This window comes from Candidatus Saganbacteria bacterium, from assembly GCA_016223245.1.
GTDB lineage: Bacteria > Margulisbacteria > WOR-1 > XYC2-FULL-46-14 > XYC2-FULL-37-10 > JACRPL01.
Map to the genome: position 1 here is coordinate 123652 of JACRPL010000021.1, position 26765 is coordinate 150416.

A 26765-nucleotide genomic window follows, 5' to 3' on the forward strand; every position below is an offset into this window, starting at 1 on the left:
TGCGGCAGATGATTGTCATTCGTCACTTTGAAGAAAAAGTTGATTGGTTGTTTGCCAGGGGAAAGATCATGGGGACTTCTCATCTTTGTGTCGGGCAGGAAGCGATTGCTGTTGGGGCCTGCGCTGCTCTTCGTACTGAAGATTACATTACCAGTAACCACCGGGGACATGGACACTTCATTGCTAAGGGCGGAGACCCCAAAAAGATAATGGCTGAAATTTTCGGCAAGGCAACCGGCTACTGCAAAGGTAAGGGTGGAACCCAGCACATGTGTTGTACGGAAGTCGGGCATCTTGGCTCAAACGGGATAACCGGCGGCCAGATCCCGATTGCGACCGGAATTGCGTTTGCGATTAAGTATAACCGCGAGTCGAAAGTGGTTATTTGTTTTCTTGGAGATGGGGCGACCAACCAGGGAATTTTTCACGAAGCGCTGAACATGGCTGCCCTCTGGAAACTCCCCGTTGTTTATGTTTGCGAAAACAACCGGTACGCGATGTCGACCCCGGTTCAGGAAGGGCTTTCGGTTGAACATATCGCTGAACGGGCGGCCGGCTACGGCATGCCCGGCTTGATTGTTGATGGGAATGATCCACTAGCGATCAAGGAAACAGTTGTCCGGGCTGTAGAACTGGCCAGAGAAGGTAAAGGACCAAGCCTGGTTGAAGCCAAAACATACCGTCTCCTCGGCCATTCCAAGAGCGATCCCCGCCAGTACAGGACAAAAGAGGAAGAAAAGGCGGCGTGGAAAAATGAACCGATCCGCCGGTTCGTTGATTTTTTAAAAAAACAGAAGGCCATTGGCGATGATGAGCTGAAAAAAATTGAAGCCGATGTCCAAGCAGAGATTGAGGCAGCGGTCGAATATGCGGAGAATAGCCCGTTGCCTGGACTGGAAGTTGCCTTCGAGGATATTTTTGTTTATTCTAATGAGGCGGCCCAATGAAAGAAATGTATTACTGGCAAGCTATCCAGGAAGCGATGGCCGAAGAAATGGAGCGCGACCGGCGAGTTTTCCTGTTAGGTGAGGACATTGCCGAGTATGGAGGCGCTTTCGGCGTGACACGCGGCCTGCTTGAAAAATTCGGCAAGCATAGGATTGTCAATACGCCGATTTCCGAGCCGGGAATCGTTGGTCTGGCGACCGGAGCTGCGCTCAAAGGATTACGTCCAATTGTTGAAATCATGTTTATGGATTTTATGACTCTGTGTTCAGATCAAATATTAAACCATGCAGCCAAATACGCTTATATGTATGCTGGCATGGTTAATGTTCCGCTGGTGATAAGGACTCCGGCTGGCGGCCGGCGGGCCTACGGTCCAACCCATTCACAAAGCTTGGAATCATGGTTTATGCGTGTTCCTGGCCTCAAGGTTGTGGCTCCTTCTGACCCCGCCGACGCCAAAGGATTGCTTAAAACAGCAATCCGCGATGATAACCCGGTACTTTTTGTCGAACATAAAATGCTCTATGCGGTCAAAGGCCCGGTGCCGAAAAAAGAATATCTCATCCCGTTCGGTCAGGCGGCTATCCGCCGCTCAGGAAACGATGTCACGATTGTGACCTACTCGGAGATGGTTCCTCGCGCACTACGCACCGCCGAGAAATTGTCGGAAGAAAATATCGATGCCGAAGTTATTGATTTACGCACCCTGGCACCGCTTGATTTACCGGCAGTTTTTGCTTCCGTGAAAAAGACCGGCAGGGTACTGATTGCTGAAGAAGGATGGAAAACCGGTGGTGTCGGGGCAGAGATTAGCGCGGCGATCGGCGAGAATGTCCTAGAATATTTGGAAGCGCCGATCCGTCGGGTAGCGGCCAAAGACGTTCATATCCCTTCGAGTGATGTTCTGGAAAAATTGGTCTTGCCGGACGAGAATGATATTTACGACGCGGCTATGGAAATAATGGGAGGTTAATTAATGGCAACGGAAATTATTATTCCTAAAATGGGGGTCAATATGACCGAGGCGATCCTGTCCCGCTGGCTGAAGCAGGAAGGGGAGCTCGTGAACAAAGGTGAGCCGGTTGTTATGATTGAAACGGACAAGGCGATTTTTGAAATAGAAGCTGAGGATGCGGGAAATCTCTTGAAGCAAGTTGTTAGAGAAGGGGAAACAGTTCCGGTAATGAAAGTGATCGGTTATATAGGAACGCCGGGCGAAAAATTGCTGGAGAACAAAAAAATTGAAACTAAAACGGGAGATGGTGGAGAAATAAAAACCGAAACAAAAACCAAAGCAAGTCCCGCAGCCAGGCGGCTTGCCAAGGAAAATAGTTTATCGCTCGAAACGATATCACCGACCGGCCCAAAAGGGGAAGTGACGGTCGAAGATGTGGAAAATGCACTGACATCAATTAAGGTTTCCTGGGCGGGGAAATTATCCGATGCTTTTATTAACAGTTTAAAGGGGGATATTCAGCGGTTTGCCGCATTGGGATCAGAAGATAAAATTAAACAATATAAGAACAATGGGGCAGAGATCGGCGCGGGAGTTGTCATTGGTAAAGGAAGTTATATCATTGCCGAATATCTGGAGATAGGCGACGGGACAAAGATCGGAGACAATTGCGTGATCAGTTGTCGCAAGATTAAATTAGGGGAAATGAATTTTATCGGCCGAAATTCAGAGATCAGTTGCAAGGAGCTCCTGATTGGCGATGTCCTGTACGCGGTCGGAGATTTTTTGATTGGCGGTGGCGGGGAACAGGAACCCAATGCTCGTTTGTGGATTGGCAATAATTGTTTCCTTGGGAAGGGGGTGGTTCTTAATCCGTGTGAGGAGATTATCCTTGAGGACGAGGTTTGCTTGAGCCCGTGGGCAAAGGTTTTTACCCACAGCCACTGGCAGTCGGCGCTTGACGGTTACAATGCCGATTTCGCACCGGTCCGGATTAAGAAAGGAGCCTGGTTGGGACCCGCTTCATTTGTTATGCCCGGCGTAACGATAGGCGCAGGGGCGACGGTCACCGGCAATTCGTTTGTTGCCCTTGATGTCCCGCCGCGTTCCCTGGCTGGCGGTGTCCCTGCGAAGGTTATAAAGTCGTCTGACCATTATCCTAAACGGCTGACTCCCGAACAGAAAGACGCGCTCTTAAAAGGAATTATAGTTGAACTTGTTCTTAAGCTTAAGGACAAGGGATATGGGGTGGAAGAAAAAATATTCTCTGATCGTCTGGCGCTGACTGTCCGCCGATCGGGTGTGGAAGCGAAGATCGTATACTCCAGCGCGCTCGATGCGGAAATTGTGCGGCAGGTGATGGAAGGGACAAATCGACTGATTATTATAGGTTTTTACCTTGATTTAAAAGGATTGGATGGGACCGAGTTGTCGGTTTTTGATCTGACGGCTCGTTCAGCGACGGGTAGACGGGATGAATTATCCGATGAAGTGCGCGAGCATTTAAGGAAAAGAGGCATCCGGTTTACTCCAATACTATGGAGATACATGGAGGGTTTGAAATGAATATTTTAATAATAGCGCCTCATCCCGATGACGAGACTCTTGGTGTTGGAGGAGTGATTGTCAAGAACGTCAAAAAAGGGAATAAGGTGTATTGTTGTGTTTTGACGAAAGCTTTCCCGCCTCAATATTCGGAAGAGTTGATTGTGCGTAAAAGAGAAGAGGCTGAGGAGGCAAGGAGAGTTCTTGGAGTCGAGAAAAATTATTATCTAGAATTGCCGACTCTAAAACTCGATACCCTGCCGCTGTTTGATATCCAGCAGAAGATTATGGCGGTAATTAGTAAGTGCCATCCTGAAGTCGTCTACCTGCCGCACCACGGGGATATCAACAGCGACCACCGGGTAGCATTCGAAGCGGGGATATTGGCGGCAAAATTCACGAAAGAATCAACCGTCAGGAATGTTTTATCTTACGAAGTTATCTGTTCCGCAAACTGGGCGCCGCCCTTTCCGGAAAGCGCTTTCATTCCCAATTATTTTGAGGATATTTCTGGAACGCTGGCGGTTAAAATGGAAGCGTTAAAATGCTACAGGAGTGAAATGAAGCTGGCTCCGCATCCCCGCTCGCTGGAACTGATCGAAATTGAAGCGAAGCGATGGGGAAGTGTCATTGGCACGGAGGCAGCTGAAGCATTTATTTTGATTAGGGGGAGAGTCGTTTGAAAAAAAGAAGAAAGATTGCAGTCGTTACCGGTTCGCGGGCTGATTATGGATATTTACTGCCGGTGATAAGAAGAATATATAAAAGTGATGAGCTGCAACTGCGACTGATAATTACCGGCATGCATCTTTCACCTCGACACGGCAATACTTGCCGGCTAATAGAGCGTGATGGTTTTAATATCAATGCCAAGGTTCCGATGCTGCCGATGCTGGAGAGTTGGACGTACATGCCGGAAGCGATTGGTGACGGTATTAAAGGCATTGCGTTGGCTCTTGATAAGCTTTCGCCTGACATCCTGTTGGTTTTCGGTGACCGGATCGAAACTTTGGCGGGGGCAATTGCCGGAAGTTATATGAACATTGTCGTTGCGCATATGCATGGCGGCGATCGCTCGAAAGGAGACATCGATGAGCGGGCGCGACACGCGATCACGAAAATGTCGCACCTTCATTTTCCGGCGACCCGACTTAGCGCCAAACGGATCAGAAAAATGGGGGAAAGAAAAGAATTAATCTTTCCGGTCGGTTCGACGACTATTGATGTCATAAAGGGACTGAAGCTCAAAACGCGCAAACAGCTCGGTGCTGACCTTGGCCTAGACGATCGTGATTTTGTTCTCGTTTTGCAGAACCCGGTGACAACGGAACCACAGGCGAGCTATGCGGAAATGAAAGAAACGCTTCTTGCCCTGCGCTCCTTTCCGGAGCTTGCCAAGGTTGTTGTTATGCCTAACGCCGACGCTGGTTATCTGGGGATCAACCGGGCGATCGAGGAGTTTAAAAAGGAGGTCAAGCTCAAAGTTTTCATCAACCTGGAACGTCTCGATTATCTAAGCCTGTTCAACTATGCCAGGGCGCTTATTGGAAACTCGAGTAGCGGCATTATTGAAGCCCCATCATTTAAGTTGCCGGCAATCAATCTGGGGATCAGGCAGGCCGGCCGGGAACGAAGCACCAACGTTATTGATGTGCCGCATGATAAGGCCAAGATCGTGAGGGCTATTAGAAAGGCGCTTTATGATAAAAAATTCAAGGAACAGGTTCGAAGATGTGTAAGCCCATACGGTGATGGGCTTGCCAGTGAGCGCATCGTTAAAACTTTGAGCAATATTAACATTGACAACGAGCTCTTGCAAAAACAAATAACTTATTAAGGAGGATTATTTATGAATGACCCGAAGGAAAATCTGATGACAGGGATAAAAATACCTTTAGCCCTGCCCTGGTTTGATGAAAAAGAATCAGAGGCGGCCGCTGCGATCGTAAAATCGAAATGGCTGATTTTTGGCAAACAGGCGGAAACATTTGAAAATGAATTTGCTGAATTGGTTGGAGCACAGTATGCCATTGCTGTCAATTCAGGATCTTCTGCCCTACTGGTCTCTTTGGCCGCTATGGGAATAGAGGCGGGAGATGAAGTGATCGTGCCTGATATGACATTTATTTCAACGGCCACAGCAGCTATGTTTCTGGGCGCCAGGCCAATCTTTACAGATTTAGAGCTTAATACTTATTGTATGAATCCTGAAGATATTGAAAAGCGGATCACACCTAAAACAAAATTGATAATGCCTGTTCATTACGCTGGCCAAACGGCGGACATGGACCCGATTTTGACTGTTGCGAAAAAACATAATTTGAGGGTTTTAGAAGATGCGGCTGAAGCTCATTTGTCGGAATATAAAGGGAAGAAATGCGGGACCATTGGGGAGATGGGGATTTTCAGCTTTACTCCCAGTAAGCCGATGACCACTGGTGAAGGCGGTATGGTCGTTACCAATGATAAAACCCTGGCAGATAAATCCCGATTAATACGAAATTATGGCGACACCGCCAGGTTTCAATGGGATTTACTTGGATTTAATTTTCGCATGCCCGAGGTAATGGGTGCGATCGGAAGAATACAATTGCGAAAACTTACAAAAGCAATTGAGTTGCGAAGAAAGATAGCCCAGCGGTATACCGCGGGTTTTAAAGATGAGGAAGCGATAACCACTCCCTCAATAAGAAATTATGCCGATCATAACTTTCAGCTTTATACCGTTCGCCTGAAAATCGATACCCTGAATATCTCCCGAGATGAAGTTATTGCCCAGCTGGCCGAGCAGGGAATAAGCACCAGACTATATTATCCCTCCTTGCACACTCAAAAGGTTTTTGCACGGCTTGGTAATTATCGCGATTCTGATTATCCCCGTACCCTGGAATACACTAAAACAGCCTTGTCTCTACCCATTTTCCCGGATTTGACCGAAGGGGAAATTGATTATGTAACTAAAACCCTGATAAATATTATAAAAAGGAACAAAAGAAGGTAAATATCGATGAAGAAAAAGGTATTAATAACAGGCGGAGCTGGATTTATTGGAAGCGCGCTTGCCAGAAATCTATTGAAAAAAGATTTGGATATAAGACTATTCGATCTAGACTTCTCCAATCTGGAATCGTTTCAAGCCAACCAAGAAATTATTTCCAAAACGGAGATGGTCAGGGGAAGCATACTTGATACTAATGCTTTGGGCAACGCCGTAAGAGGGTGTGATTATGTGATACATCTGGCCGCGATGCTGGGCGTGAGGAGAACGGAGACCAAAAGAATGGAATGTCTTAATATTAACATATTGGGAACCATAAATGTGCTTGAGGCCTGTCTAAAGGAAAAGATAAAAAAGGTACTTTTCACCTCTTCTTCCGAGGTGTACGGCGAGACAAATGGATTGCCGATTTTGGAAGATTCGCCTAAAAATCCGATCTCGGTATATGCGATAACAAAACTTGCAGGAGAGGAATATCTTAAAGCATATGCCAATAGATATGGATTGAATTATTCGGTGGTCAGGTTTTTTAATGTCTATGGTCCGGGTCAGGTGGCTGAGTTCGTTATGCCGCGTTTTATTAAAAACGTTTTAGAGGGTTCAGCGCCTACCATTTATGGGGATGGTTCTCAGATCAGAGCTTTTTGTTATGTAGAGGATGCTGCGGAAGGTGCTACCAAGGCCCTGTTAAGTTCAGAGGCGGATCAGCAGGCTTTTAATATCGGGAATAACAAGGAGCCCATTGCGATGAGAGACTTGGCGATAAAAGTCTTAGCTGTTTCCGGCAAGAAAATCGAACCAAAATATATTCCGATGAGCGATTCCGACCGTAATTCTTCTAGGGAAATAATAAGGAGGGTCCCTTCTATTGATAAGGCACGTAAAATACTCAAATACGAACCCACGGTATTATTGGATGAAGGTATTTCAAAGGTTATGGCAGCAGACCATATAATAAAAACCTGGTTTGAGGGGTGAAACATGGGTAAACGGTTTAAAAATTGGAAATATCCCAAGATAGAGGAAATGAAACCGACCAAATATCAATGGTTGGTTCAGCATAAGGAAAATTTGATTTTGGGGAAAGAAACAGATATAGGAGCTTTTACGTTTATTGCTGCTCATGCCGGTGTGGTTATTGAGGATAATGTACAAATCGGTTCCCATTGTTCCATATATTCGAATTCGACCATTGATAATACCAAGGGGAAAATAATCCTTAAAAAAAAATGTTGTATCGGCACTCACAGCACAATTATGCCGGGCATTACGGTAGGCAAAAATTCTATCGTGGGAGCTTACAGTTTTGTCAATAAAGACATACCGGATAATGTGGTTGCCTTCGGTGTGCCGGCAAGGATCGTAAGGAGGCTGAAATAATATTATGCCGCACGATATCAGCAGAAAAATAGCGAAAAAGCAAGCGGTTGTTTCCATTATCGGATTGGGTTATGTGGGCCTACCTCTGGCAGTAGCTTTCGCGGATGCCGGTTTTAAGGTGATAGGATTAGACTTAAATGGTGAGAGGGTTGATGAAGTTAACAAGGGGAAGAGCTACATAATAGATGTTTCTGATGATAACATAAAAAAACATATTTCAGGGAAAAACAGACGTTTGCTCGCCTCAAAAGACTTCTCGCTACTCAGCCAGGCCGATGTTCTCTGCATTTGCGTACCAACACCCCTGGATATAAATAAAAAGCCCGATATGTCCTGTGTTGTTTCTGCCACACGGCAGATAGCGCAATATCTTAAGGAGGGGCAATTGGTTGTCCTGGAAAGCACCACCTACCCGGGGACAACGGAAGGGCTGGTGCTGCCCTGCCTGCAGAGCGGTAAAATGCGGGCGGGCAGGGATTTTTACCTGGCCTTTTCCCCCGAAAGGATAGATCCCGGCAATAACAAATTCAATTTTAACAATGTGCCAAAAATTGTCGGCGGCATCACGAAAAATTGCACGCGGCTGGCGTGTGCGTTTTATTCCATGGTCTATTCGAAGGTTTTACCGGTTTCCTCTCCCCAAGTGGCGGAAATGGAAAAATTACTGGAAAATATTTTCCGCAACGTGAATATCGCGTTGGTCAATGAGATGGCGCTTCTTTGCCGAAAAATGGGCATCAATATCTGGGAAGTTATTGAAGCGGCTAACAGCAAACCCTACGGGTTTATGCCTTTTTATCCTGGCCCAGGCGTTGGCGGGCATTGTATTCCGGTTGACCCTTTCTATCTTTCCTGGAAAGCAAAAGAATATGATACCTACACACGCTTTATAGAACTGGCTGGGGAAATTAATGATGAAATGCCAAAACAAGTGGTAAATATCACTCAGGAAAGCATGAATATTGAGGGGAAGTGCATTAATGGTTCAAAGTTTTTGGTTTTAGGGGTGGCATATAAAAAAGATATCAATGATGTAAGAGAATCACCCGCGCTCAAAATAATAAATTTACTTAAAGAACAGGGCGGGGTCGTCTTTTATCATGACCCTTGTGTTCCGTTTGTCAATTTAAATGGCGACACGCTGAAGAGTTGCAAATTATCGGATGGATTTCTGACGAAGATTGATTGCGCACTTTTGTTAACGGATCATTCGAGATTTGATTACGATTCCCTTTGTCGAAATTTAAGTCTTGTAATTGATACAAGAAATGCAATCAAAAAGCAGACAAATAGCAAATGTAAGATAATTAAATTATGACGAAGTATAAACATAATAAAAAAGTAATCGGTATCATCCCCGCCCGCGGTGGTTCCAAGGGCGTGCGTCGGAAAAACCTCAAAATGGTCGCCGGCCGGCCGCTCCTTGCCTGGACGATAGAGCAGGCCAAAGCGGCAAAATACTTTGACCGGTTTATTCTCTCTTCGGAAGACGCGGAGATCATTGCCGCTGCCAGAAAACTTGGTTGCGAGGCACCCTTTGTCCGACCCCGAAAACTGGCCGGCGACGGGACGCATACAATAGATGTTGTGCTTCACGCGCTAAGGAAACTGTCCGAAAAATATGATTATGTCGTCTTATTGCAGCCTACCTCTCCTTTGCGCCAGGCAGAAGATATTGATGGTTGTATTGAGCTGTGTATGAGGAAAAACGCTGATTCCTGTGTGTCTGTGGTTGAAGCAGGGAAAAGCCTTTATTGGTCTTTTTCCCTTGACCAGAAAAATCGTTTAAAACCGGTACTGAATACCGGAAAGCTGATCCCCCGCCGCCAAGAATTGCCTAAAGCTTATACGCTCAATGGCGCCGTTTATTGCGCTCGGGTTGACTGGTTGTTTAAGAAAAAGATGTTTATAACTGACGAAACTATAGCTTTTGTTATGCCACCCGAGAGATCTTTGGATATTGATTCCGAATTGGATCTAAAAATTGTGGATTGTTTGCTGGGCGGGAAGAAATGACTTTACCTTATAATCTCGGTGAAATGAAAAGCAAAGGGGGAGCGGCTTTAAGATACGAAGTCGAAGAAACGGCTTCGGAGCTGGCGATAAAGCTTTATCAAATCGTTAAAACTTATCCGGTTTATAAAAGTATCGCGGATCGGCTTCAAAGCTCTAAGACCGAATTGTATTTCCAGAAAAGGATTAAAATGGAAATTTATCCGGTGGCGCGTGATCTTTGCGTGCTTCGTTGGTATAAGCGAAATAATAGACAAATTGATATCAAAGATAAGTTTATCCTTATCCCGAAACACGAAATATATTTATTATTATCTCAAGTTTGGATCGATAGTGAGTTTCCAGTTCAATTTTCAAGATATATAACCAATAACAATAATTTATTCATTCCCTCTTTGTTGCAATCTTTCCGTAGCCGCGGCAAGGGCGTATTAAATGTCTGGAACAAGTGGAAATATGCCGGACATTTTCGCGGCGCGCGATCAAAGAAGCCGGTCATAGCGCTTGAATACACGGAAAAACTGGACCTTTGTCGCAGGTCTGATTTAGTATGGTTCCCGGAAAGCGGCATTGATCCAAAACAAGTATTGATCTATTTTAATGGACCAGACGCCTTTACCGGCAAACCGATCGCTGATGATGACCTGCGGGGCATTGAAGCATTAGGGATGAACTGGGTGTGTTTAAAGCCTGGTTCCCTTGCCAGAAAAAATATCCCTATCTGGCGGCCTGCTATGAGAAGCAAACAAAAGATAGCTCGACCTATTAATGACGTCGGGAAGTGGATTTATAAAACCGGAAAAGAGCTTCTTGAAAAAGTAGGCTATTGGGCTTCTTTTTATGAAGAATTTAACATTAAAATTCATTTTATCAATGGAGAAGGGGATCTTAAATATATTGCGCAAAGCATTGCTTTTGACATGAACGGCCAGGATAGCGGTTTTCTGGCCGGGAAACAACGTTCCGAATTGTATTTATCATCGCGGGCTTTGCTCGGGCACTATCCGAGGGACGTTTTTTTTACCTGGAGCGCGCGCTCCAGGGATTATTTGCTTCCCAATCTTAACAGGATTAAGGCTAATGTTACAGTTGGTTATCCGAATGATTCAGTTTTTCTTAATAAACAAAAAATAGATGAAGCCAAAAAATTAAATGATGAAATTAGAGCGCAAGGCGCCGATTTTATTGTAGCCTTGTTTGATAATATTCATAATTCCAGCCTGCACATTTCTACGGAAATGATGGAAAAATTCTATCTGGCATTTTTTGGCTGGGTTCTTGAGGACAAGTCTGTAGGGCTCGTAATAAAAACCAAAAAACCACTGGTTTTAGAAACTCTTCCTAAAGTCCTTCCATTGTTGGAAAAAGCGTTGGCGACAGGCAGATGCGTTATGCTTGAAAATGCTTTTGGGCGTTTACCTGTTGATGCCGCACTTGCAGGCGATATGTCGGTGGGTATAGGAATATCCTCTGCTGTAATTGAACCTGTGATCGCAGGAGGGAAAGGAATTCACTGTGATTTGACATGCCTGTTTTCTCATGAATTTTACAAGTGGGGTAATAAAAGGATTATTTTTGATGATACAATAGGAATCATTAATGCTCTCAAGCAATATAAAACTGATAAATCCTCAAATCCTTTATTAGGAGATTGGGCTCCTTTTCTGGACAAATTAGATCCTTTCAGGGATGGCCGTGCGGGAGAAAGAATGGGAGTTTATTTGCGCTGGCTGCTTGAAGGTTTTGACGAGGGGTTAGGGCGTGAGTCTGTTTTGAGGCGAGCAAGTACAAAATACGCTGAAAAATGGGGAGGTGAAAACATTTTGGAATTAATATGAGTACTTTAAATAACAAGACAGCGCAGAAAGTTAAAGAATTTTATAATGAAAACTGCAAAAGAGTGAATGCCGGTAAAGCCAGGAATGCCGCTTATTACGATGGTCTGAAAAAGTTTTTGCGTTCAGTCGTTCTTCCGGGACAGAAAGTGCTGGATCTGGGCTGCGGGAACGGCGATCTTCTAGCGTCCCTCACAGTTTTGGAGGGAGTGGGCATTGATCTGTCGGAGAAAATGATTGAAACAGCCCAAAACCGCCATTCTTCTTCGGCTCTTCGTTTTATGGCGGGCAACGCGCAGGACACTGCTCTTTTGCGGTCTCTCAAAACCAGGTTTGATGTGGTTATCTTATGCAACAGTATCACGGAAATGCACGATGTTCAGGCAGTTTTTGAGGCTTTGCATGTTGTATGCCATGCTAAAACGAGAATAATCGTTCTAAGCTACAGCCGGATCTGGCAGATGCCGCTGCGATTGGCTGAAAAATTCGGGCTAAAAACTAAAAATCCTGTCAACAACTGGTTGAGTTCGGATATCGTGCGGGAAATGATTTCCATGTCTGATTTTGAGGTGGTTCGGAGTCTGAATTTTCAAATAATGCCATTTAATCTGGGCCCGATCTCTCGGTTTGTAAATAGATATATTGGGAATCTCCCGATAATTAATGAATTGACTTTAATGTTTGGAATAATTGCCCGTCCAACAAAATCCGAATATGTGTCGGAATCAATCCCTTCCTGTTCAATTGTTATCCCTTGTAGGAACGAAGCAGGGCATATTGAAAAACTGGCAAATCGATTGCCGGATTTGGGGGCGGCTTCCGAAGTTCTATGGGTTGAGGGCAACTCCACCGATAATACTGCCGAGAAAATAAAGGAAATCATTTCTGTCAACCCGGAGAAAAACTGGAAGTTTTTAAAGCAGCCCGGAAAAGGAAAGGGGGATGCGGTGCGTTGCGCTTTTGCGCAAGCTCGAGGAGATATTCTGATCATTCTGGATGCAGATGTAACAGTTAATCCCGAGGACATCCCCAAATTTATTGATCTAATGGCGCGCAATAAGGCTGAGTTTATTAACGGATGCCGACTAATCTATCCCATGGATGAAAAAGCCATGCGTTTTCTTAATCTTTTGGGTAATCGGTTCTTTGCCAAATTGTTTACTTATTTGCTTGGACAAAAGATCAGGGACACCCTTTGCGGCACCAAGGCGCTTTGGAGAAATGATTATGAGAAAATCGCCTCAAATCGAAATTATTTTGGGGATTTTGATCCTTTTGGGGATTTCGACTTGCTTTTTGGCGCGGCGAGACTTAATTTGAAGATCGCGGATCTACCTATTCGCTATGGAGAAAGAACTTATGGCACGACGAATATTTCTCGTTTTCGAGACGGTTTGCTTCTTTTAAAAATGAGCGCCTATGCGGCGAAAAAATTGAGGTTTATTTGAATTATGGATGAGAAAATAGTTATGCCCGATTGGATCAAGGAACATCGGGAACGTTTTGCCGCAAAAACTTCTCTGCGGTATTATTATGAAGAGGTCTTTGTTCCCCTTCTGCGGAATGAATTGTTGCCAGGACCTACGCTGGAATTGGGCAGTGGGCCAGGATTCCTCTCCCATATTGTAGAAGATATCACCACTTCAGATCTTAATTTATACCCTGGGATAAAAGTGGCATGTGATGCTCATAAGCTCCCTTTTGATGATGCAAGTTTTTCCTCTGTTTTCTTTGTTGATGTATTGCATCATCTAAGGGCGCCTTTGGTTTGCTTCCGTGAAATTTCAAGAGTTCTTCGTCCGGGTGGGCGCCTGGTCATGATAGAGCCCTTTACTTCACCCCTGGCCAGGATATTTTATAGATATTTCCATCATGAGAACTGTTTAGGAATAAAAGATTCCTGGAACAACGCTTTTCCGGAAGGAAAAGAGCCGATGAACGGCAATGCGGAAATTCCTTGGCTTTGCTTGGTCAAGAACAATGCTCCGATCAAAGGAAGGTTCCCGTCCAGCGGGTTGCGGTTGCGCAAAATAAGTCCGTTTGCCGGTCTTAGTTACTTATTGACCGGAGGTTTTCAGCGCTGGCAGTTTCCAGTTTCCTTTGTTCGCGGGTTGTACCGGGTTGAAGAAAAAATACGGCCAATATGGGCGAATATGGCGGCAACACGCTGCTTGGCTGTGCTGGAAAAGGAGAGCTAAAATGTTTGTTATTATTGAAAAATTAATGCGCCGATACAATAAATATCTTCCCTGGCAGATAAAATATCTTTTGGGCAAAGCAAGCATCGGAGGATTGGATATTACAATTGACCGCCATTTTGAATATGCTTTTGTTGTGAATCGTCTCAAAGACAAGACTGGAGGTATATTGGTAGATGTTGGCGGGGCTGGATCTGTTCTTTCTCCTATTATGGCGGCGCTGGGTTATAAAGTCATTGGTTACGATCTCCACTCATGGGATCTGCAATACCCTGGCTATGAACACCGAATCGGTAATGCTTGTAAAATGGATTTACCGGATGGCTCGGTTAGCGTTTGTGTTTCCGTTAGTTGCATAGAGCATATGAATACCGATCGTTATACTTCTTCAGACCAGGGAGTGGATAAATTGTTTCTTAAGGAAGTCTTAAGAGTGCTGAAACCAGGGGGCAGGCTTATCATTACTGTCCCGTTCGGGCTCACCCGGATTACCCCCCTCCATCGTGTCTACGACGATGGGGCAATCAAGAAGTTGACTGCAAGTTTTAAGGAGATATCCCGTGAATATTATGTGCCGAGAGAGCGTGAAGGTTTGTACCATTATCGTATTGGCACGATCGAAGAAGCAATGCTTCCGCGATCTATTTCGCAATATTCGGTAGTTGCGCTCGAATTGGAAAAGTATTAGGAGGGAATGAAATGGCAAGGGTAAGGAAAATAGCTGAATATTTGTGGCATACTGTGAATTTTAGGAGATTTATTTTTTTTGTTGTTGCTTCATTTATAGCACATCTTGATAAGTTTCTTCTCGGATCCTACGCGCTTTATAAAACGCACGATCAATTTGATTCCTTTTGGCCTTATCAGGTTGCGCTCGCAAAACGAATTTTGTCTTTCCAAATGCCTGGTTGGTTCCCAGATTATGTCGGAGGGCTGCCATTTTTTTATATGGATATTAACTGGCTTTTCTTCCCCATGCTTATTGGAGGTTTGTTTCGCGATCCATGGGCTACGGTTGTCATTACAATGATGCAGTTTGTATTAGCCGGGTTTGGAGCGTATCTATTTTTGAAGCATTTTCTGGACTTAGACGACACCGCCGGTATTTTAGGCGGTTTGCTTTGGGCGCTAGGAACATTTAATCTGACTTATTGGAGAATATTCGATTTGGCCGTGATCCCAATGTTATTTTATTGTACGGATAAGATCGTTTCGGCGCCTGAAAGAAAAACAAAATTATTATTGTTGGTCGGATTGCTTATATCTACTCTGAATATCCAGTTTGCCAGAGGGGCATTGTTCCTTGCCTTTTTCCAATTGTTTTTTATCTTTTTCTCCAACCGGGAATGGCGAAAAACGAAAAAAACGTTGCTATTCTTTGCTTTGGTTTGGTTATTTGTAACGATCATTAATTTACCGGTTATTATCTCTCTTCTTACTAGCGCGGCGATAGGCAGTCGGAGTTTGGTCAAATGGGTTCCGGAAAGCACGCCGTCCCTTGCTTTTTACTGGCGGAATCTGGTTAATTTTATAATCGGTACGCCGTCCATGAATTTTGGTTTTATCGGTTCACTGATCTTTTTTTTCAGTTTGACACGCTTAAAGCAATGGGCCCCGCTGGTAAAAAAGTTGCTTATCTTTTATCTTGTAATCCTATTTTTTGTGTTATTTGTTGATCAGGCAGTCTGGTTCCAGACCGTCCGGCAGCATCTTCCTTTAAGGGATTTCAGGCTTTCCCGGTTTATTTTGCCTGGACCCTTCATCTTTCTTATTTTATTGATTGCAGGGTTCAAGGATTTTCTGGTTTTTGTCGCAAAAGATTTTAAGAAGGTGTTTCTTTTTGTATTAATGGTTCTATTCGCCTTGGTCTTATATCATTTCACAAAACATCCCTTCCCATCAAATTATATTGAGGTTTTTTCTTGCTTGTTGTTTTCGTTTATCTTCTTGGCAGGGGTTTTGGCGCTCAGTAAGAACAAAACAAAGCCATTGTGGCTGGCCTATTTCATTATAGGATTGATCCTTTTGGAAAGATTAACAACATTTAATTTGATTAGGGTGGCCGATGTTCATCCCCCATCTTTTGTGCATATTTTTAAATCCGAACTTTTCGATAAGTTTAGGCCAGCCCATAAATATGATTATCGCATTGCATTTATCAACTGGCATCCTACCGTCGGAATTTATAATGGCTATCAGGTTGCTGGTGGTTATGCATCGCAATATATGAGAAGTTATGCTATCTTTTGGGCGTCGATTTTACAGGATGAAAAAGATGAATTTTTATCATATGTTTATAAAGCTTATTTGATCGACAAAAATGTCGAGAATGAAGATGTCCCTCCCAAAATAATAGAAAAACCGACTTTCAAAACAGATTTGCTGGCATTAAATAATGTTCGCTATATTTTTTCCTTCAACGATATTGAACGTCCCGAAAAGTGGGGCTTGTCCATTGTTAATCGAGGCACACAATATCATTCCGATCCTTCCCTAGCCGGCTTAGCGCGAAAAAAACAGACTGTCAAGCGCCTTGTATCCAAAATCTTTACTACAATTCCTTATTATGTTTTTGAGGTTAAAAACTACCAGCCTCGAGTTTATTTGGCGGGGGGCTATAGATTGGTCAACGGCGAAATTGGGCTTAAAGATTATCTAAAAGCGGTGCCGATAGGTCGTTTAAGAAAAGAAGTCGTCTATGACAGGCACGATTTGTCTCTTGCGGAACTTAAAGCGTTAAAAACAAAATATGGTTTTATCTCTAAAACTCTGCCGCGGATCACTAAATATTCTGATAATAGGATCGAAATTGAAGCCGTTTCCGACCGATCCTGTCAGCTTGTTCTGGTTGAAAATTATTCTCAAGATTGGACAGCCTCTGTTAACGGTCAGCCGGTTGAGATCATGCCTGCATATGGAGTTTTTCGATCGGTATTGATCAATAAAGGATCCAATAAAATAATCTTTGAATATCGGCCGAGTTATCTTTTGTTTTCTCTTTGGTTTTCAGCAATTGGAGGCGCGTTTATGCTTTTTATTGGACTATTTTGGGCGTTAAAAAAGGAAAAATATTAGGGAGCGTTAAATGATCATCATTAATATATTGGAGGAAGAAGGATGAAGAAAGCTTTATTAACCGGCGTAACTGGGCAAGACGGTAGTTATTTAGCGGAATTGTTGCTTTCTAAAGGGTATGAGGTTCATGGGTTAATAAGACGCGCCAGTACTTTCAATACCCATCGAATAGACCATATTTATGTTGATCCACATATCGTGGGCGCTAAATTCTTTTTGCATTTTGGAGACCTTTCGGATTCGGGGCAATTAATAAATCTTATTTATAATATTCAACCAGATGAGATCTATAATTTGGGCGCTCAAAGCCATGTTAGGGTCAGCTTTGATACTCCCGAATATACAGGAGATATAACAGGGCTTGGGACCACTCGATTGTTGGAAGCTGTAAGGAGAAGTGGGATAAAAACCAGATTTTATCAGGCAAGCAGCAGCGAAATGTTTGGCATCTCTCCACCGCCACAAAGTGAGAAAAGCCAATTTTATCCGCGAAGCCCATATGCCGCGGCTAAAGTTTATAGTTATTGGATGACCGTTAATTTTAGGGAAGGATATAGCCTATTTGCCTGCAATGGAATACTTTTTAATCATGAGAGCCCAAGAAGAGGCGAAACTTTTGTTTCAAGAAAAATTTCACGTGCAGTTGCAAATATATTGGCAAAAAAGCAAGATAAACTTTATCTTGGCAATCTACAGGCAAAAAGGGATTGGGGCTATGCTCCTGAATATGTTGAGTGCCAATGGCGCATGCTTCAGCAAGATAAACCACAGGATTTTGTCGTTGGGACAGGCGAGAGCCATACAGTCCAGGAGTTTGTTGAAGAAGCCTTTTCATATGTAAATCTTGATTGGAGAAAATATGTTGAAAAAGATGAAAAGTATTTTAGACCGACCGAAGTCGATCATTTATTGGCTGATATTTCGCTTGTGAAAAAGGTTTTGGATTGGGAACCGAAAGTGAGGTTTCTGGAACTTGTTAAGATTATGGTCGATGCCGATTTGAAAGCTGTCGGATTGCAGCCTATTGGCCAAGGTGAAAAAATTTTAATGGGAAAAGGGATTCATTGGACAAAAAACCAATTAACGGTGGGGTAAATAGGCATGAATTTTTGGGAAAATAAAAAAGTGGTCGTTACGGGTGGATCGGGTTTTTTGGGATCTTTTGTTGTTGATAGGCTAAAAGAAAAAGGCTGCAACAATGTATTTGTCCCTTCATCAAAAGATTTTGATTTGATCGAGGGTGAATGTGTCAAAAAAATGTATCAAGAAGCTAAACCGGAAATAGTGATCCATTTGGCTGCAAAGGTCGGGGGGATTGGCGCAAATCGTTCAAATCCTGCGGGATTTTTTTATGATAATTTGATGATGGGCGTTCAACTGATAGAACAAGCCCGAAAGTTTGGTGTTAAAAAATTCGTTACAATCGGGACAATTTGTTCATATCCAAAATTTACGCCTGTGCCGTTTAAGGAGGAAATGTTGTGGGAGGGGTATCCCGAAGAAACAAATGCTCCCTATGGGATAGCTAAAAAGGCCCTTCTTGTGCAATCGCAGGCATATCGCGCCCAATATAATTTTAATGCAATATATTTGCTGCAGGTGAATTTATATGGTCCCCGCGATAATTTCGACCTTGAAACTTCGCATGTAATCCCGGCCGTTATAAGGAAATGCTTGGAAGCTATAAAGAATAATGATGCAAAGATCGTGGTTTGGGGATCCGGAAAACCAACACGCGAATTTTTGTTTGTTGAGGATGCTGCAGAAGGGATTGTTTTGGCTTCAGAAAAATATGATGGAGCCGATCCAATAAACCTTGGGGCAGGGTTTGAGATCTCCATGAAGGATCTTGTTGAGTTGATATGTAAATTAACTGGGTTCAATGGCGAGCTTGTTTGGGATAAAACAAAACCTGATGGGCAACCGCGCAGAATGTTGGATGTTAGTCGCGCCCAAAAAGAATTTGGATTTAAGTCAAAAACCAATTTTGAGGAAGGGCTTAAAAAAACCATTGAATGGTACAAGGGGCAAATAGGATGAGAACTTTGATCGTGATTCCAGTACGACTCGGATCATGGCGTTTTCCGGATAAACCATTAATTCTAATAGAGGGCTTGCCCATGATCGAGCATGTTTATCTGCGTTCGCAATTGGTATCAAATGTGGATGATATTGTGGTTGCGACTTGTGATGAGGAAGTTGCTGCCGTAGCCCAAAAAATTGGAGCCGAAGTGGTTATGACCTCGTCGCAACACAAGACGGCTGCTGAGCGTGTGGCAGAGGCCGCAAAGATTAAGGGTTATGTGAAATATGATGACATTATTATTAATGTCCAAGGCGATGAACCTGTGGTCCCGCCGCCCGTAGTAAAGATGACTAGGGATTTATTGATCAGGAACCAGGATGCCGGGTGCGCAAATTTAGTTGAACGAATAACGGATCCTGCGGATCTGACAAATACTAATAGGGTTAAAGCGGTATTGTCTGTCAATAATAACCTCATTTTCCTGAGCCGCCAGGAAATCCCATCTACTGTTTTTGATGTTGGGAAAAAGGCGATTTTTTTAAGACTTACTTGCATAACTGCTTATCGAGGAACTTTTTTGCAGTATTATTGTTCACTTCCCAGAACTCCGATAGAGTTGATCGAAGGCAATGATCTAATGAGGGTGATCGAACATGATATTAAAGTCCCATCCGGAATTTCTCCATATGCTACCCATCCTGTAGACGTGCCCGAAGATGTTTGCGGGGTTAAAAAACTGCTGTTAAACGATTTATGGTTTGAAAAAATTATCTCAAATGGCAATAGGGCATCTGAGAAGTGAAGAAAATTCTTATTGTATTGGATAATTTTGACGATGATTGGGGTAGTAAAATATCCGCAAACGGCAACCAATATTATTTGCTAACCTTTGGGTTTTCCCCAAAGCAAGCTTTTTCGAATTGCAAATCGCCATCGCATGACCTCGAAAAAAGAGTAAATGCAATTGATTCAAAAACTATTTCAGCCTGTGCAGAAAAAGAAGCAAGAGATTTTTATCTCGATCTTATTAGGGATTTTCCGAGAAAAGTGTCAGATATCCTTGCTTTTAATGGGAGGAACTTGTGGTGGTATTTAAATGCAAGCGAGAAAAGCATTTGGACGGGTAAGATCATTCATAGGCTTTATGCCTTTCTTCGTTTTTGCCATACCTGCGATGAGAAAAATTATGATGAAATATTTTTCTTTGTTAGGGACGATCTCTTGAGGGAATCCGTGGTGAATTATTCGAAAAGTAAAAAGATTCAATATTCAAGCTTTAAGGCGAAAAAAATATTCTTGAACTTGGAAAAGAATACAATAGCTTTCTTGATAATGTATTTTTTTCGCGCCATAAGAATATGGCTAAGGATGTTTTTAAAATTATTGGCATTGCGGTTCCTTGGCCTTAAAACAGTAAAGGATATTCCGGCAGGATCTTTTGGGATATTCAGCATATATCCGATCTGGTGGAATAGGTCAGTTGCAGGGAAGTCTTCAGAGTGTTTCTTTGGATCGGTCCCAGATGGGCTGTCAAAAAAAGAAAAAGTAATTTATATCTTATGGTTGACCGATAGTTGGTTTATGTTGTTAATGAACGGGAAGCGGCTGAAAAGCTTTTTTATGGATAGGACCGCGCTTGTTTTGGAGAAGTTTATAACTATTTCCGACCTATTTATTTTGTTTGATTATAATATTTTGATGAAATTCATTCGTCTAATAAAATTTTCCGACAAATTGGATTGTGAATTGAAGGGGGTAAATGTGTCCGGTTTTTTTTGTGATGAACTAACTAGGTCATTGATCAATCCAATGTTTTTTCAATGGATCCTGCTGGATAGGTCTATTGGAAGAATTGATCTCGCGAATCTAAAGGCATTGCTTTTTAGGCTTGAATTTCAACCGCTTGAAAAGGCTTTGTTGTACAACGCTCAAGATAATGTAAAATCGTTTGGGTTTCAGCACTCCGCGATAGGTAAAAACTTCCTTAATTATGTTTTTACCAATAACGAGCTAGTGGTCAGCCTGGTAAATAAGTCTGATATAAATAGTATGCCGCTTCCTGATTATATTTTTACCTGTGGGCGGCGGGGTGTTGAAAATCTTTTATTTGCGGGATATCCGAAAGACCGCCTTGCTGTTGCAGGAGGGGTTCGGTTTCACAAATTATTTGATTATTCACGAAAAAAACCTGCCCAACATGAATTGAGGGAGAAGTATCACCTACCATCCGATAGGAAAATTATTTTTGTTGCAGCTTCTCAATTATTAAACGAAACTATTTGTATGCTTGAAGATTTGATTGAGACAATAACTTCCAGAAATGAGCCTTATCATGTTATTATCAAAAGCAATCCGAATAAGGATAAAAATAAGCAGTATTTAGCAGGTATTATTAAGCCTCTCGAGAAAGCGAATGGAAGGGTATCTCATGAGATATTCAGAGAAGATATGCAGCTTTATGACTTTATCACTTTAGCAGATTATGTGTTGCTGACCGGTGGTTCGGTGGCTTTTGAATCTATGGTCTTAGGCGTTGTTCCTCTTGTATATGATTGCGAACCGCAATTCAGCCATAACCCAATGATCGAATATCCGCAGGCTGTATTAATTGTAAACAATAGCGAATCAATTGGGAATGCATTTGAAATAATTAATGATCCAAGGGTATTGGATGGGATAAAAACATATTGGGAAAAACCACTTTCTGACATGTTTTCGGATGTTTTGCATGATCCGACCGATGATTTCTTGGAGCTTCTTGAGGAAAGGGTCGCGGGGAATGTGAGCAAATGACAAGATCAAAATTTAAAATATTATTGGTTTATCCAAATCTTCCGATGATGCTTGTAACCCCTCTATCAATTGCTGCTTTTATTTGGATCTTGAGGCGAGAGGGATTTGAAGTTGATTTGTTTGATACAACTTCTTATGGCGAAGGAGACTTGAGCAGTCCTCAAAATAGAGTAAAATATCTTCAGGCGCGCAACTTGTTTTCTGAAGGCAATTTAAAGCAGTTGAAATCCACCGATATGGTTGATGATTTCCAACGCAAACTTGAATCATTTAGTCCCGATTTGATTCTTTATTCTTTTCCGGAAGATGGATTTCGCCGCGCAATTCATTTGTTGCGCGTTTCTAATCCTTATAATATCCCAACCATTGTCGGCGGGATACTTGCGACTTCTGCTCCAGATTGGCTCATATCTCATCCTGAAGTTGCGATGCTTGGGGTAGAAGAAGGGGAAGAGCTGATAAAGGAAGTGGCTTTAAGGCTCGCAAAAGGCAAGGATATTTTTGATGTTGCTGGTCTCTGGATAAAGAAAAAAGATGGGTCGATCATTCGAAATGCAATCGGCCCATATGTGGATCTAGATGATTATTCAACAGATTTTTCCCTGTTTGACGAAGAAAGATTGATCCGCCCAATGGGGGGGATTATCCATCGCGCCTTACCGATTGAGACATACAGAGGATGCCCTCACGACTGCACATTTTGCAATTCTTCTTTGCACAATAGGATTGCGAGAGAGCGCCATACGACTTTTCTCCGTAGAAGATCAATTGATGGGATTAGAAAAGAGATTAAGCATCTATTGGATGACTATGCCATAAATCTCTTGTACGTTATCGATGATAGCTTCTTGGCGCGTCCGAAACATGAAATTGACGGGTTTATGGAAATGTATAAAGAATTTAAAATTCCTTTCTGGTGCAATACGCGTCCCGAGCACTGCACTCTGGAAACATTGACGAGGATGAAAGATGTTGGGCTTTTTCGTATGTCATTTGGCATCGAATCCGGCAATGAAGATTTTCGCAGGAAAAATCTCAACAGGAATATCACCAACGAGAAGTTATTGCATTGTTTTGACATTATTGACCAGAGCGGGGTCGCTTACAGCATTAACTGCATGATCGGTTTTCCTTTCGAAACTCGTGAGATGGTATTTGACACTATTCGTTTGGCAAAAAAAATCAAGGGATATGATTCACTGACGGTTAGTATTTTTACCCCATATCGAGGGACGATTTTGCGACAAAAAGCTATTGAGGCTGGATGGCTAGATCCCGAAGCCCAGACCATACATACTACTGCGACTTCATTGCTTAATATGCCGCATTTTACCGCAAGGCAAATTGACGGTCTAATGCGGACTTTCCCGCTATATGTTGAGTTTGATGAATTTGACTGGCCTGAAATTGAAAAGGCGGAATTGTCAGAACCTGGAGGCGAAGAAATATTGGTCCGATATTCAGAATTGTATAAGAAACGACGTTGGGAAAAAAATCCTGAAACCAAGAGGAGGGCATAATGCTTCGGAAAATAATGATCTCCGCGCCCTATATGCAACTGGCAATAGATGCGTTTCGATCATTCTTTAATGAAAACAACTTGGAAGTTATAATTCCTAAAGTCCAGGAAAGATTGGAAGAAGGGGAATTGCTAGATTTGATCGGAGAGATCGATGGCGTTATATGCGGCGACGACCGCTTTACCGCAAAAGTTTTAAATCGTGCAAAAAAACTTAAGGTTATTGCCAAGTGGGGAACGGGCACGGATTCGATCGACCGAGAGGAAGCCCTAAAATTGGGAATTGCGGTCTGCAACACCCCGAACGCTTTTACCGAACCAGTGGCTGACACGGTGTTGGGTTACATGTTAAGTTTCGCTCGGCGGATACCATGGAGCACCAATGACATAAAAAACGGTTTATGGCGGAAAAAACAGGGTATTACTTTGGGGGAGTGTGTTTTGGGCGTTGTTGGAGTGGGAAATATTGGAAAAGCAGTCATCCGAAGAGCGAAGGCCTTCGGAATGAAAACGATAGGCAATGACATCTCCCGGATATCAGAGGAATTCCTCAAAGAGACAGGGACAGAGATGAAAACAAAAAAGGACTTGTTGAAACTGTCGGATTTCGTCACTCTGAATTGCGATCTTAATCCGACCAGCCATCATCTAATGGGCGATGATGAATTTCAGTTGATGAAACCTACTGCTTATATTATCAATACTGCGCGCGGTCCGATTATCAATGAAAAAGCTTTGATCAAAGCATTAAAAAAGAAACAAATAGCCGGGGCAGGGCTGGATGTATTTGAAAAGGAACCTCTTCCTAAAAACAGCCCTTTAAGGAAAATGAATAATTGTCTTTTGGCGCCGCATAATGCCAATAGCAGTCCTGCAGCTTGGGCGCATGTTCATCAGAATACTTTAAATAATCTTTTGATGGGATTAATAAGCGGAAGAAGACATGCATAAATATATCAAAATATCTTATGATTTAGCGCCTGATATGCCGATATTTGAGAATAACCCTCAAAATAAATATGAGGAGATAAATTCTTTTAGAAAAGGCGACAATTGGAGTTCGGCTTTGGTTACGATCTTTACTCATAACGGCACGCATATTGATGCACCCTATCATTTTGATCCTCGCGGTAAAAAAATAGGAGATTATCCGATTGAAAGTTTTATTTTCAATAAGCCTAGAATGCTGAATGTAATAAAAAAAGAAGGCGAACTCATTAACGCAAATGATTTATACGGGGAAAAAGATGAAAAATGTGATTTGCTTTTAATTCGAACGGGGTTTGGCGGAAAAAGGAAAGAAGCTGCTTATGTGCATAATGGTCCTTGGCTGCATCCTGAAGGAGCGAAATTTATCATCAAATGTTATCCAAAATTAAAAGCAATTGGAATAGACGCTATTTCCATTGCATCGCCCAGACATCTTAAAGAAGGGGTGGAAGCTCACAAAATTCTTTTAAAAAAGGTCATGATTATAGAGGATTTGAACTTGAGTATGGCACCCCCCAATATAAAAAAGATATTTGCCATTCCTTTATTTGCGAAAAATGTGGATAGCATGCCTTGTACGGCACTTGTGGAGGTTGAAGGATGAAAAATGCTTTCGCCACGATAATAATAAGGACATTCAATGAAGCGAAGCATTTAGCGCGGCTGCTTGATGGGATTTTAGAGCAAGACAACAAGAATTATGAGATTATCATTGTTGATTCAGGCTCCACCGATAATACTCTTGAGATCGCAAAGAGATATCCAGTAAGAATATTGAATATTCAGCCTGAAATCTTTTCATTTGGTCGTTCGTTGAATGTTGGCTGCAAGAATGCAGAGGGAGAATATCTGATTTTTGTCAGTGCGCACACTTATCCTTTCGATCGAAAATGGTTAGACAATCTTTTGTTGCCCTTCACCGACCCCAAAATTGCAATGGTTTATGGGCGGCAAATTGGCAATCATTTGACCAAACTTGCCGAAGAAAGGGATTTTAAGGCAAGTTTTGGCGATAAATCAAGGATCCTAGTTGAGGAGCCTATTGGAAACAATGCAAATGCGGCAATTAGAAAATCACTTTGGATAAAGGTTCCGTTTGATGAGAAATTAACTGGATTGGAAGATATTGATTGGGCCCACAAGGTGCAGAAACAAGGCTATTATGTTTATTATCGTTCTGATGCGGTAATTTTTCATATTCACGAAGAATCTTTCCGCCAGATATATAATCGTTTTAAGAGAGAAGCGCTTGCCTATAAAAACATTTTTCCCGATTATCATTTTAATGCTAAACGGTCTTTTCTTTCATATCTTTCAATGGTATTGAAAGACGTTTTTTTTGGGATAATCAATAAGAAATCTCTGAATAAAATATTTTCTGTTTTTGCTTATCGATTGGTGGAATATAAAGGGTTGTATGATGGTTTTCAGTATGCCGGACGACTTACTGCGAAATTAACTGATGAACTCTACTTCCTTTTAAAAAATCGAAGTATTGTTTTTGTGGGTCCTAAGCAGCATAGGATTGAAGAAAAAATGATTCCCGATCTTAAAGATGATGAGATTTTAATCGGTGTGAAATATGTAGGAGTATGTTCAACGGATTTAGATGTTTTGAGCGGTGAATTGTCTTATTACAGGTCAGGATGGGCCAAATATCCTATTGTGCCCGGCCATGAATTTTCCGGTGAAGTGATTAGATTGGGAAGAAATGCTAATAGCCTTAATGTTGGGGATAAGGTTGTGGGGGAATGTATTTTGGGCTGTGGGATTTGTGATCAATGTAAAAAATGGCAGCCTATTAATTGTAGTGATCGAAAAGAAGTTGGCGTTTTGAATTTTAATGGGGCATATTCCAAGTATTTGAAAATGCCGGCCAGGTTTGCGCATAAGCTGCCAAAAGGCACGGATTTACTAAGCGCCTGCTTGGTAGAACCTTTAGCGGTTTCCCTAAGGGGTATTAATAAATTAACCAAAGGGGATGAAAAGGGGAATCGGCAGGTTGCAGTGGTGGGATTTGGAACGATTGGGAATCTTTGCGCCCAATTAATGAGTTTATTAGGCCATGCTGTAACTGTCTTTGATAGCAATAAGTCAAGAATTGAAAATATTGCTGATATTAATCTTTTAGGAATAACTGAGATATCTGGTTTGGCGAGGTTTGATTATATAATTGAGGCGACAGGAAATACAAAGGTGCTTAAGCAAATATTATCTGAAAGCCGTACTAGCGCTAAAATCCTGATTTTAGGATTGCCATATTCGCCAATGGAATTTAATTTTGGGTCAATTGTATGTTTTGATAAGACGGTGATTGGGTCTGTGGGAAGCGGCAAAGAAGATTTTATTCAAGCCCTAAATATGTTTAATATGTTGAACATGAAAGGATTGACACAAAATATTTTCTCGCTTGAGAATTATGAAATTGCATGGAAGAAACAAATGAATGGGGAAATTGCTAAAGCTATTCTTAAGATTGGAGATGAATAA

23 protein-coding genes are annotated in these 26765 nt (G+C 42.4%); all 23 read left to right on the forward strand.

Annotated features, from left to right (window positions below):
- Window positions 1–8: 8 nt before the first annotated feature.
- Genes HZC34_07855 through HZC34_07965 form a run of 23 tightly spaced genes read left to right on the forward strand, consistent with a single transcriptional unit; the run spans window position 9 to window position 26765 of the window.
- The gene (locus HZC34_07855; protein MBI5701734.1) at window positions 9–947 is read left to right on the forward strand and encodes a thiamine pyrophosphate-dependent dehydrogenase E1 component subunit alpha; all 939 of its coding nucleotides are present in this window, start codon (window positions 9–11) and stop codon (window positions 945–947) included.
- Window positions 944–1921, forward strand: a complete 978-nt coding sequence (locus HZC34_07860; protein ID MBI5701735.1) for an alpha-ketoacid dehydrogenase subunit beta — start codon at window positions 944–946, stop codon at window positions 1919–1921. The genes HZC34_07855 and HZC34_07860 overlap by 4 nt, the downstream gene beginning before the upstream one ends.
- Before the next feature lie 3 nt (window positions 1922–1924).
- A complete protein-coding gene (locus HZC34_07865) occupies window positions 1925–3469 on the forward strand; it encodes an E3 binding domain-containing protein (protein ID MBI5701736.1) in 1545 nt (514 codons plus the stop codon).
- Entirely contained in the window at window positions 3466–4131 is a 666-nt protein-coding gene (locus tag HZC34_07870) for a PIG-L family deacetylase (protein MBI5701737.1), read from the forward strand. Before HZC34_07865 ends, HZC34_07870 begins: the two co-directional genes overlap by 4 nt.
- Window positions 4128–5285, forward strand: coding sequence for a UDP-N-acetylglucosamine 2-epimerase (hydrolyzing) (gene neuC / locus HZC34_07875; protein ID MBI5701738.1), 1158 nt, complete (start codon window positions 4128–4130; stop codon window positions 5283–5285). Before HZC34_07870 ends, neuC begins: the two co-directional genes overlap by 4 nt.
- Window positions 5286–5321: 36 nt before the next feature.
- On the forward strand, window positions 5322–6449 hold the full coding sequence (locus tag HZC34_07880; GenBank protein MBI5701739.1) for a DegT/DnrJ/EryC1/StrS family aminotransferase: 1128 nt from the start codon (window positions 5322–5324) through the stop codon (window positions 6447–6449).
- A gap of 6 nt (window positions 6450–6455) precedes the next feature.
- The gene (locus HZC34_07885) at window positions 6456–7424 is read left to right on the forward strand and encodes an NAD-dependent epimerase/dehydratase family protein (protein ID MBI5701740.1); all 969 of its coding nucleotides are present in this window, start codon (window positions 6456–6458) and stop codon (window positions 7422–7424) included.
- Window positions 7425–7427: 3 nt separating this feature from the next.
- Window positions 7428–7826 carry an acyltransferase gene (locus HZC34_07890; protein ID MBI5701741.1) on the forward strand — a complete coding sequence of 133 codons (399 nt, stop codon included), beginning with the start codon at window positions 7428–7430 and terminating at the stop codon, window positions 7824–7826.
- A 4-nt stretch (window positions 7827–7830) separates the two neighbouring features.
- Entirely contained in the window at window positions 7831–9144 is a 1314-nt protein-coding gene (locus HZC34_07895; GenBank protein MBI5701742.1) for a nucleotide sugar dehydrogenase, read from the forward strand.
- The gene (locus tag HZC34_07900; GenBank protein MBI5701743.1) at window positions 9141–9842 is read left to right on the forward strand and encodes an acylneuraminate cytidylyltransferase family protein; all 702 of its coding nucleotides are present in this window, start codon (window positions 9141–9143) and stop codon (window positions 9840–9842) included. Before HZC34_07895 ends, HZC34_07900 begins: the two co-directional genes overlap by 4 nt.
- A 23-nt stretch (window positions 9843–9865) precedes the next feature.
- Window positions 9866–11677: a hypothetical protein gene (locus HZC34_07905; protein ID MBI5701744.1), complete on the forward strand. Its 1812-nt coding sequence runs from the start codon at window positions 9866–9868 to the stop codon at window positions 11675–11677.
- Window positions 11674–13122, forward strand: a complete 1449-nt coding sequence (locus tag HZC34_07910) for a glycosyltransferase (protein MBI5701745.1) — start codon at window positions 11674–11676, stop codon at window positions 13120–13122. Before HZC34_07905 ends, HZC34_07910 begins: the two co-directional genes overlap by 4 nt.
- Before the next feature lie 3 nt (window positions 13123–13125).
- Window positions 13126–13872, forward strand: coding sequence for a class I SAM-dependent methyltransferase (locus HZC34_07915; protein ID MBI5701746.1), 747 nt, complete (start codon window positions 13126–13128; stop codon window positions 13870–13872).
- A 1-nt stretch (window position 13873) separates the two neighbouring features.
- Window positions 13874–14560: a methyltransferase domain-containing protein gene (locus HZC34_07920; GenBank protein ID MBI5701747.1), complete on the forward strand. Its 687-nt coding sequence runs from the start codon at window positions 13874–13876 to the stop codon at window positions 14558–14560.
- 11 nt (window positions 14561–14571) lie between these two features.
- Complete coding sequence (locus HZC34_07925; protein ID MBI5701748.1) at window positions 14572–16947, forward strand: YfhO family protein; 2376 nt, start codon at window positions 14572–14574, stop codon at window positions 16945–16947.
- Between the two features lie 42 nt (window positions 16948–16989).
- The gene (gene gmd, locus HZC34_07930) at window positions 16990–18042 is read left to right on the forward strand and encodes a GDP-mannose 4,6-dehydratase (protein ID MBI5701749.1); all 1053 of its coding nucleotides are present in this window, start codon (window positions 16990–16992) and stop codon (window positions 18040–18042) included.
- A gap of 6 nt (window positions 18043–18048) precedes the next feature.
- A complete protein-coding gene (locus tag HZC34_07935; protein MBI5701750.1) occupies window positions 18049–18987 on the forward strand; it encodes a GDP-L-fucose synthase in 939 nt (312 codons plus the stop codon).
- Window positions 18984–19775: a 3-deoxy-manno-octulosonate cytidylyltransferase gene (gene kdsB, locus HZC34_07940; protein ID MBI5701751.1), complete on the forward strand. Its 792-nt coding sequence runs from the start codon at window positions 18984–18986 to the stop codon at window positions 19773–19775. The genes HZC34_07935 and kdsB overlap by 4 nt, the downstream gene beginning before the upstream one ends.
- Window positions 19772–21766, forward strand: coding sequence for a hypothetical protein (locus HZC34_07945; protein MBI5701752.1), 1995 nt, complete (start codon window positions 19772–19774; stop codon window positions 21764–21766). The genes kdsB and HZC34_07945 overlap by 4 nt, the downstream gene beginning before the upstream one ends.
- Window positions 21763–23286 (forward strand): B12-binding domain-containing radical SAM protein, encoded by a 1524-nt coding sequence (locus tag HZC34_07950; GenBank protein MBI5701753.1) that lies wholly within the window; start codon window positions 21763–21765, stop codon window positions 23284–23286. Before HZC34_07945 ends, HZC34_07950 begins: the two co-directional genes overlap by 4 nt.
- Window positions 23286–24236, forward strand: coding sequence for a phosphoglycerate dehydrogenase (locus HZC34_07955; protein MBI5701754.1), 951 nt, complete (start codon window positions 23286–23288; stop codon window positions 24234–24236). Before HZC34_07950 ends, HZC34_07955 begins: the two co-directional genes overlap by 1 nt.
- The gene (locus tag HZC34_07960) at window positions 24229–24879 is read left to right on the forward strand and encodes a cyclase family protein (protein MBI5701755.1); all 651 of its coding nucleotides are present in this window, start codon (window positions 24229–24231) and stop codon (window positions 24877–24879) included. The genes HZC34_07955 and HZC34_07960 overlap by 8 nt, the downstream gene beginning before the upstream one ends.
- Window positions 24876–26765: an alcohol dehydrogenase catalytic domain-containing protein gene (locus tag HZC34_07965; GenBank protein ID MBI5701756.1), complete on the forward strand. Its 1890-nt coding sequence runs from the start codon at window positions 24876–24878 to the stop codon at window positions 26763–26765. Before HZC34_07960 ends, HZC34_07965 begins: the two co-directional genes overlap by 4 nt.

Coding starts and splice junctions, on each gene's coding strand:
- HZC34_07965 (MBI5701756.1), top strand. CDS start 24,876: ATGAAAAATGCTTTCGCCACGATAATAATAAGGACATTCAATGAAGCG.
- HZC34_07855 (MBI5701734.1), top strand. CDS start 9: ATGATTGTCATTCGTCACTTTGAAGAAAAAGTTGATTGGTTGTTTGCC.
- HZC34_07890 (MBI5701741.1), top strand. CDS start 7,428: ATGGGTAAACGGTTTAAAAATTGGAAATATCCCAAGATAGAGGAAATG.
- HZC34_07880 (MBI5701739.1), top strand. CDS start 5,322: ATGACAGGGATAAAAATACCTTTAGCCCTGCCCTGGTTTGATGAAAAA.
- HZC34_07870 (MBI5701737.1), top strand. CDS start 3,466: ATGAATATTTTAATAATAGCGCCTCATCCCGATGACGAGACTCTTGGT.
- HZC34_07925 (MBI5701748.1), top strand. CDS start 14,572: ATGGCAAGGGTAAGGAAAATAGCTGAATATTTGTGGCATACTGTGAAT.
- HZC34_07960 (MBI5701755.1), top strand. CDS start 24,229: ATGCATAAATATATCAAAATATCTTATGATTTAGCGCCTGATATGCCG.
- HZC34_07860 (MBI5701735.1), top strand. CDS start 944: ATGAAAGAAATGTATTACTGGCAAGCTATCCAGGAAGCGATGGCCGAA.
- HZC34_07865 (MBI5701736.1), top strand. CDS start 1,925: ATGGCAACGGAAATTATTATTCCTAAAATGGGGGTCAATATGACCGAG.
- HZC34_07885 (MBI5701740.1), top strand. CDS start 6,456: ATGAAGAAAAAGGTATTAATAACAGGCGGAGCTGGATTTATTGGAAGC.
- gmd (MBI5701749.1), top strand. CDS start 16,990: ATGAAGAAAGCTTTATTAACCGGCGTAACTGGGCAAGACGGTAGTTAT.
- HZC34_07905 (MBI5701744.1), top strand. CDS start 9,866: ATGAAAAGCAAAGGGGGAGCGGCTTTAAGATACGAAGTCGAAGAAACG.
- kdsB (MBI5701751.1), top strand. CDS start 18,984: ATGAGAACTTTGATCGTGATTCCAGTACGACTCGGATCATGGCGTTTT.
- HZC34_07935 (MBI5701750.1), top strand. CDS start 18,049: ATGAATTTTTGGGAAAATAAAAAAGTGGTCGTTACGGGTGGATCGGGT.
- HZC34_07895 (MBI5701742.1), top strand. CDS start 7,831: ATGCCGCACGATATCAGCAGAAAAATAGCGAAAAAGCAAGCGGTTGTT.
- HZC34_07920 (MBI5701747.1), top strand. CDS start 13,874: ATGTTTGTTATTATTGAAAAATTAATGCGCCGATACAATAAATATCTT.
- HZC34_07900 (MBI5701743.1), top strand. CDS start 9,141: ATGACGAAGTATAAACATAATAAAAAAGTAATCGGTATCATCCCCGCC.
- HZC34_07955 (MBI5701754.1), top strand. CDS start 23,286: ATGCTTCGGAAAATAATGATCTCCGCGCCCTATATGCAACTGGCAATA.
- HZC34_07950 (MBI5701753.1), top strand. CDS start 21,763: ATGACAAGATCAAAATTTAAAATATTATTGGTTTATCCAAATCTTCCG.
- HZC34_07915 (MBI5701746.1), top strand. CDS start 13,126: ATGGATGAGAAAATAGTTATGCCCGATTGGATCAAGGAACATCGGGAA.
- HZC34_07910 (MBI5701745.1), top strand. CDS start 11,674: ATGAGTACTTTAAATAACAAGACAGCGCAGAAAGTTAAAGAATTTTAT.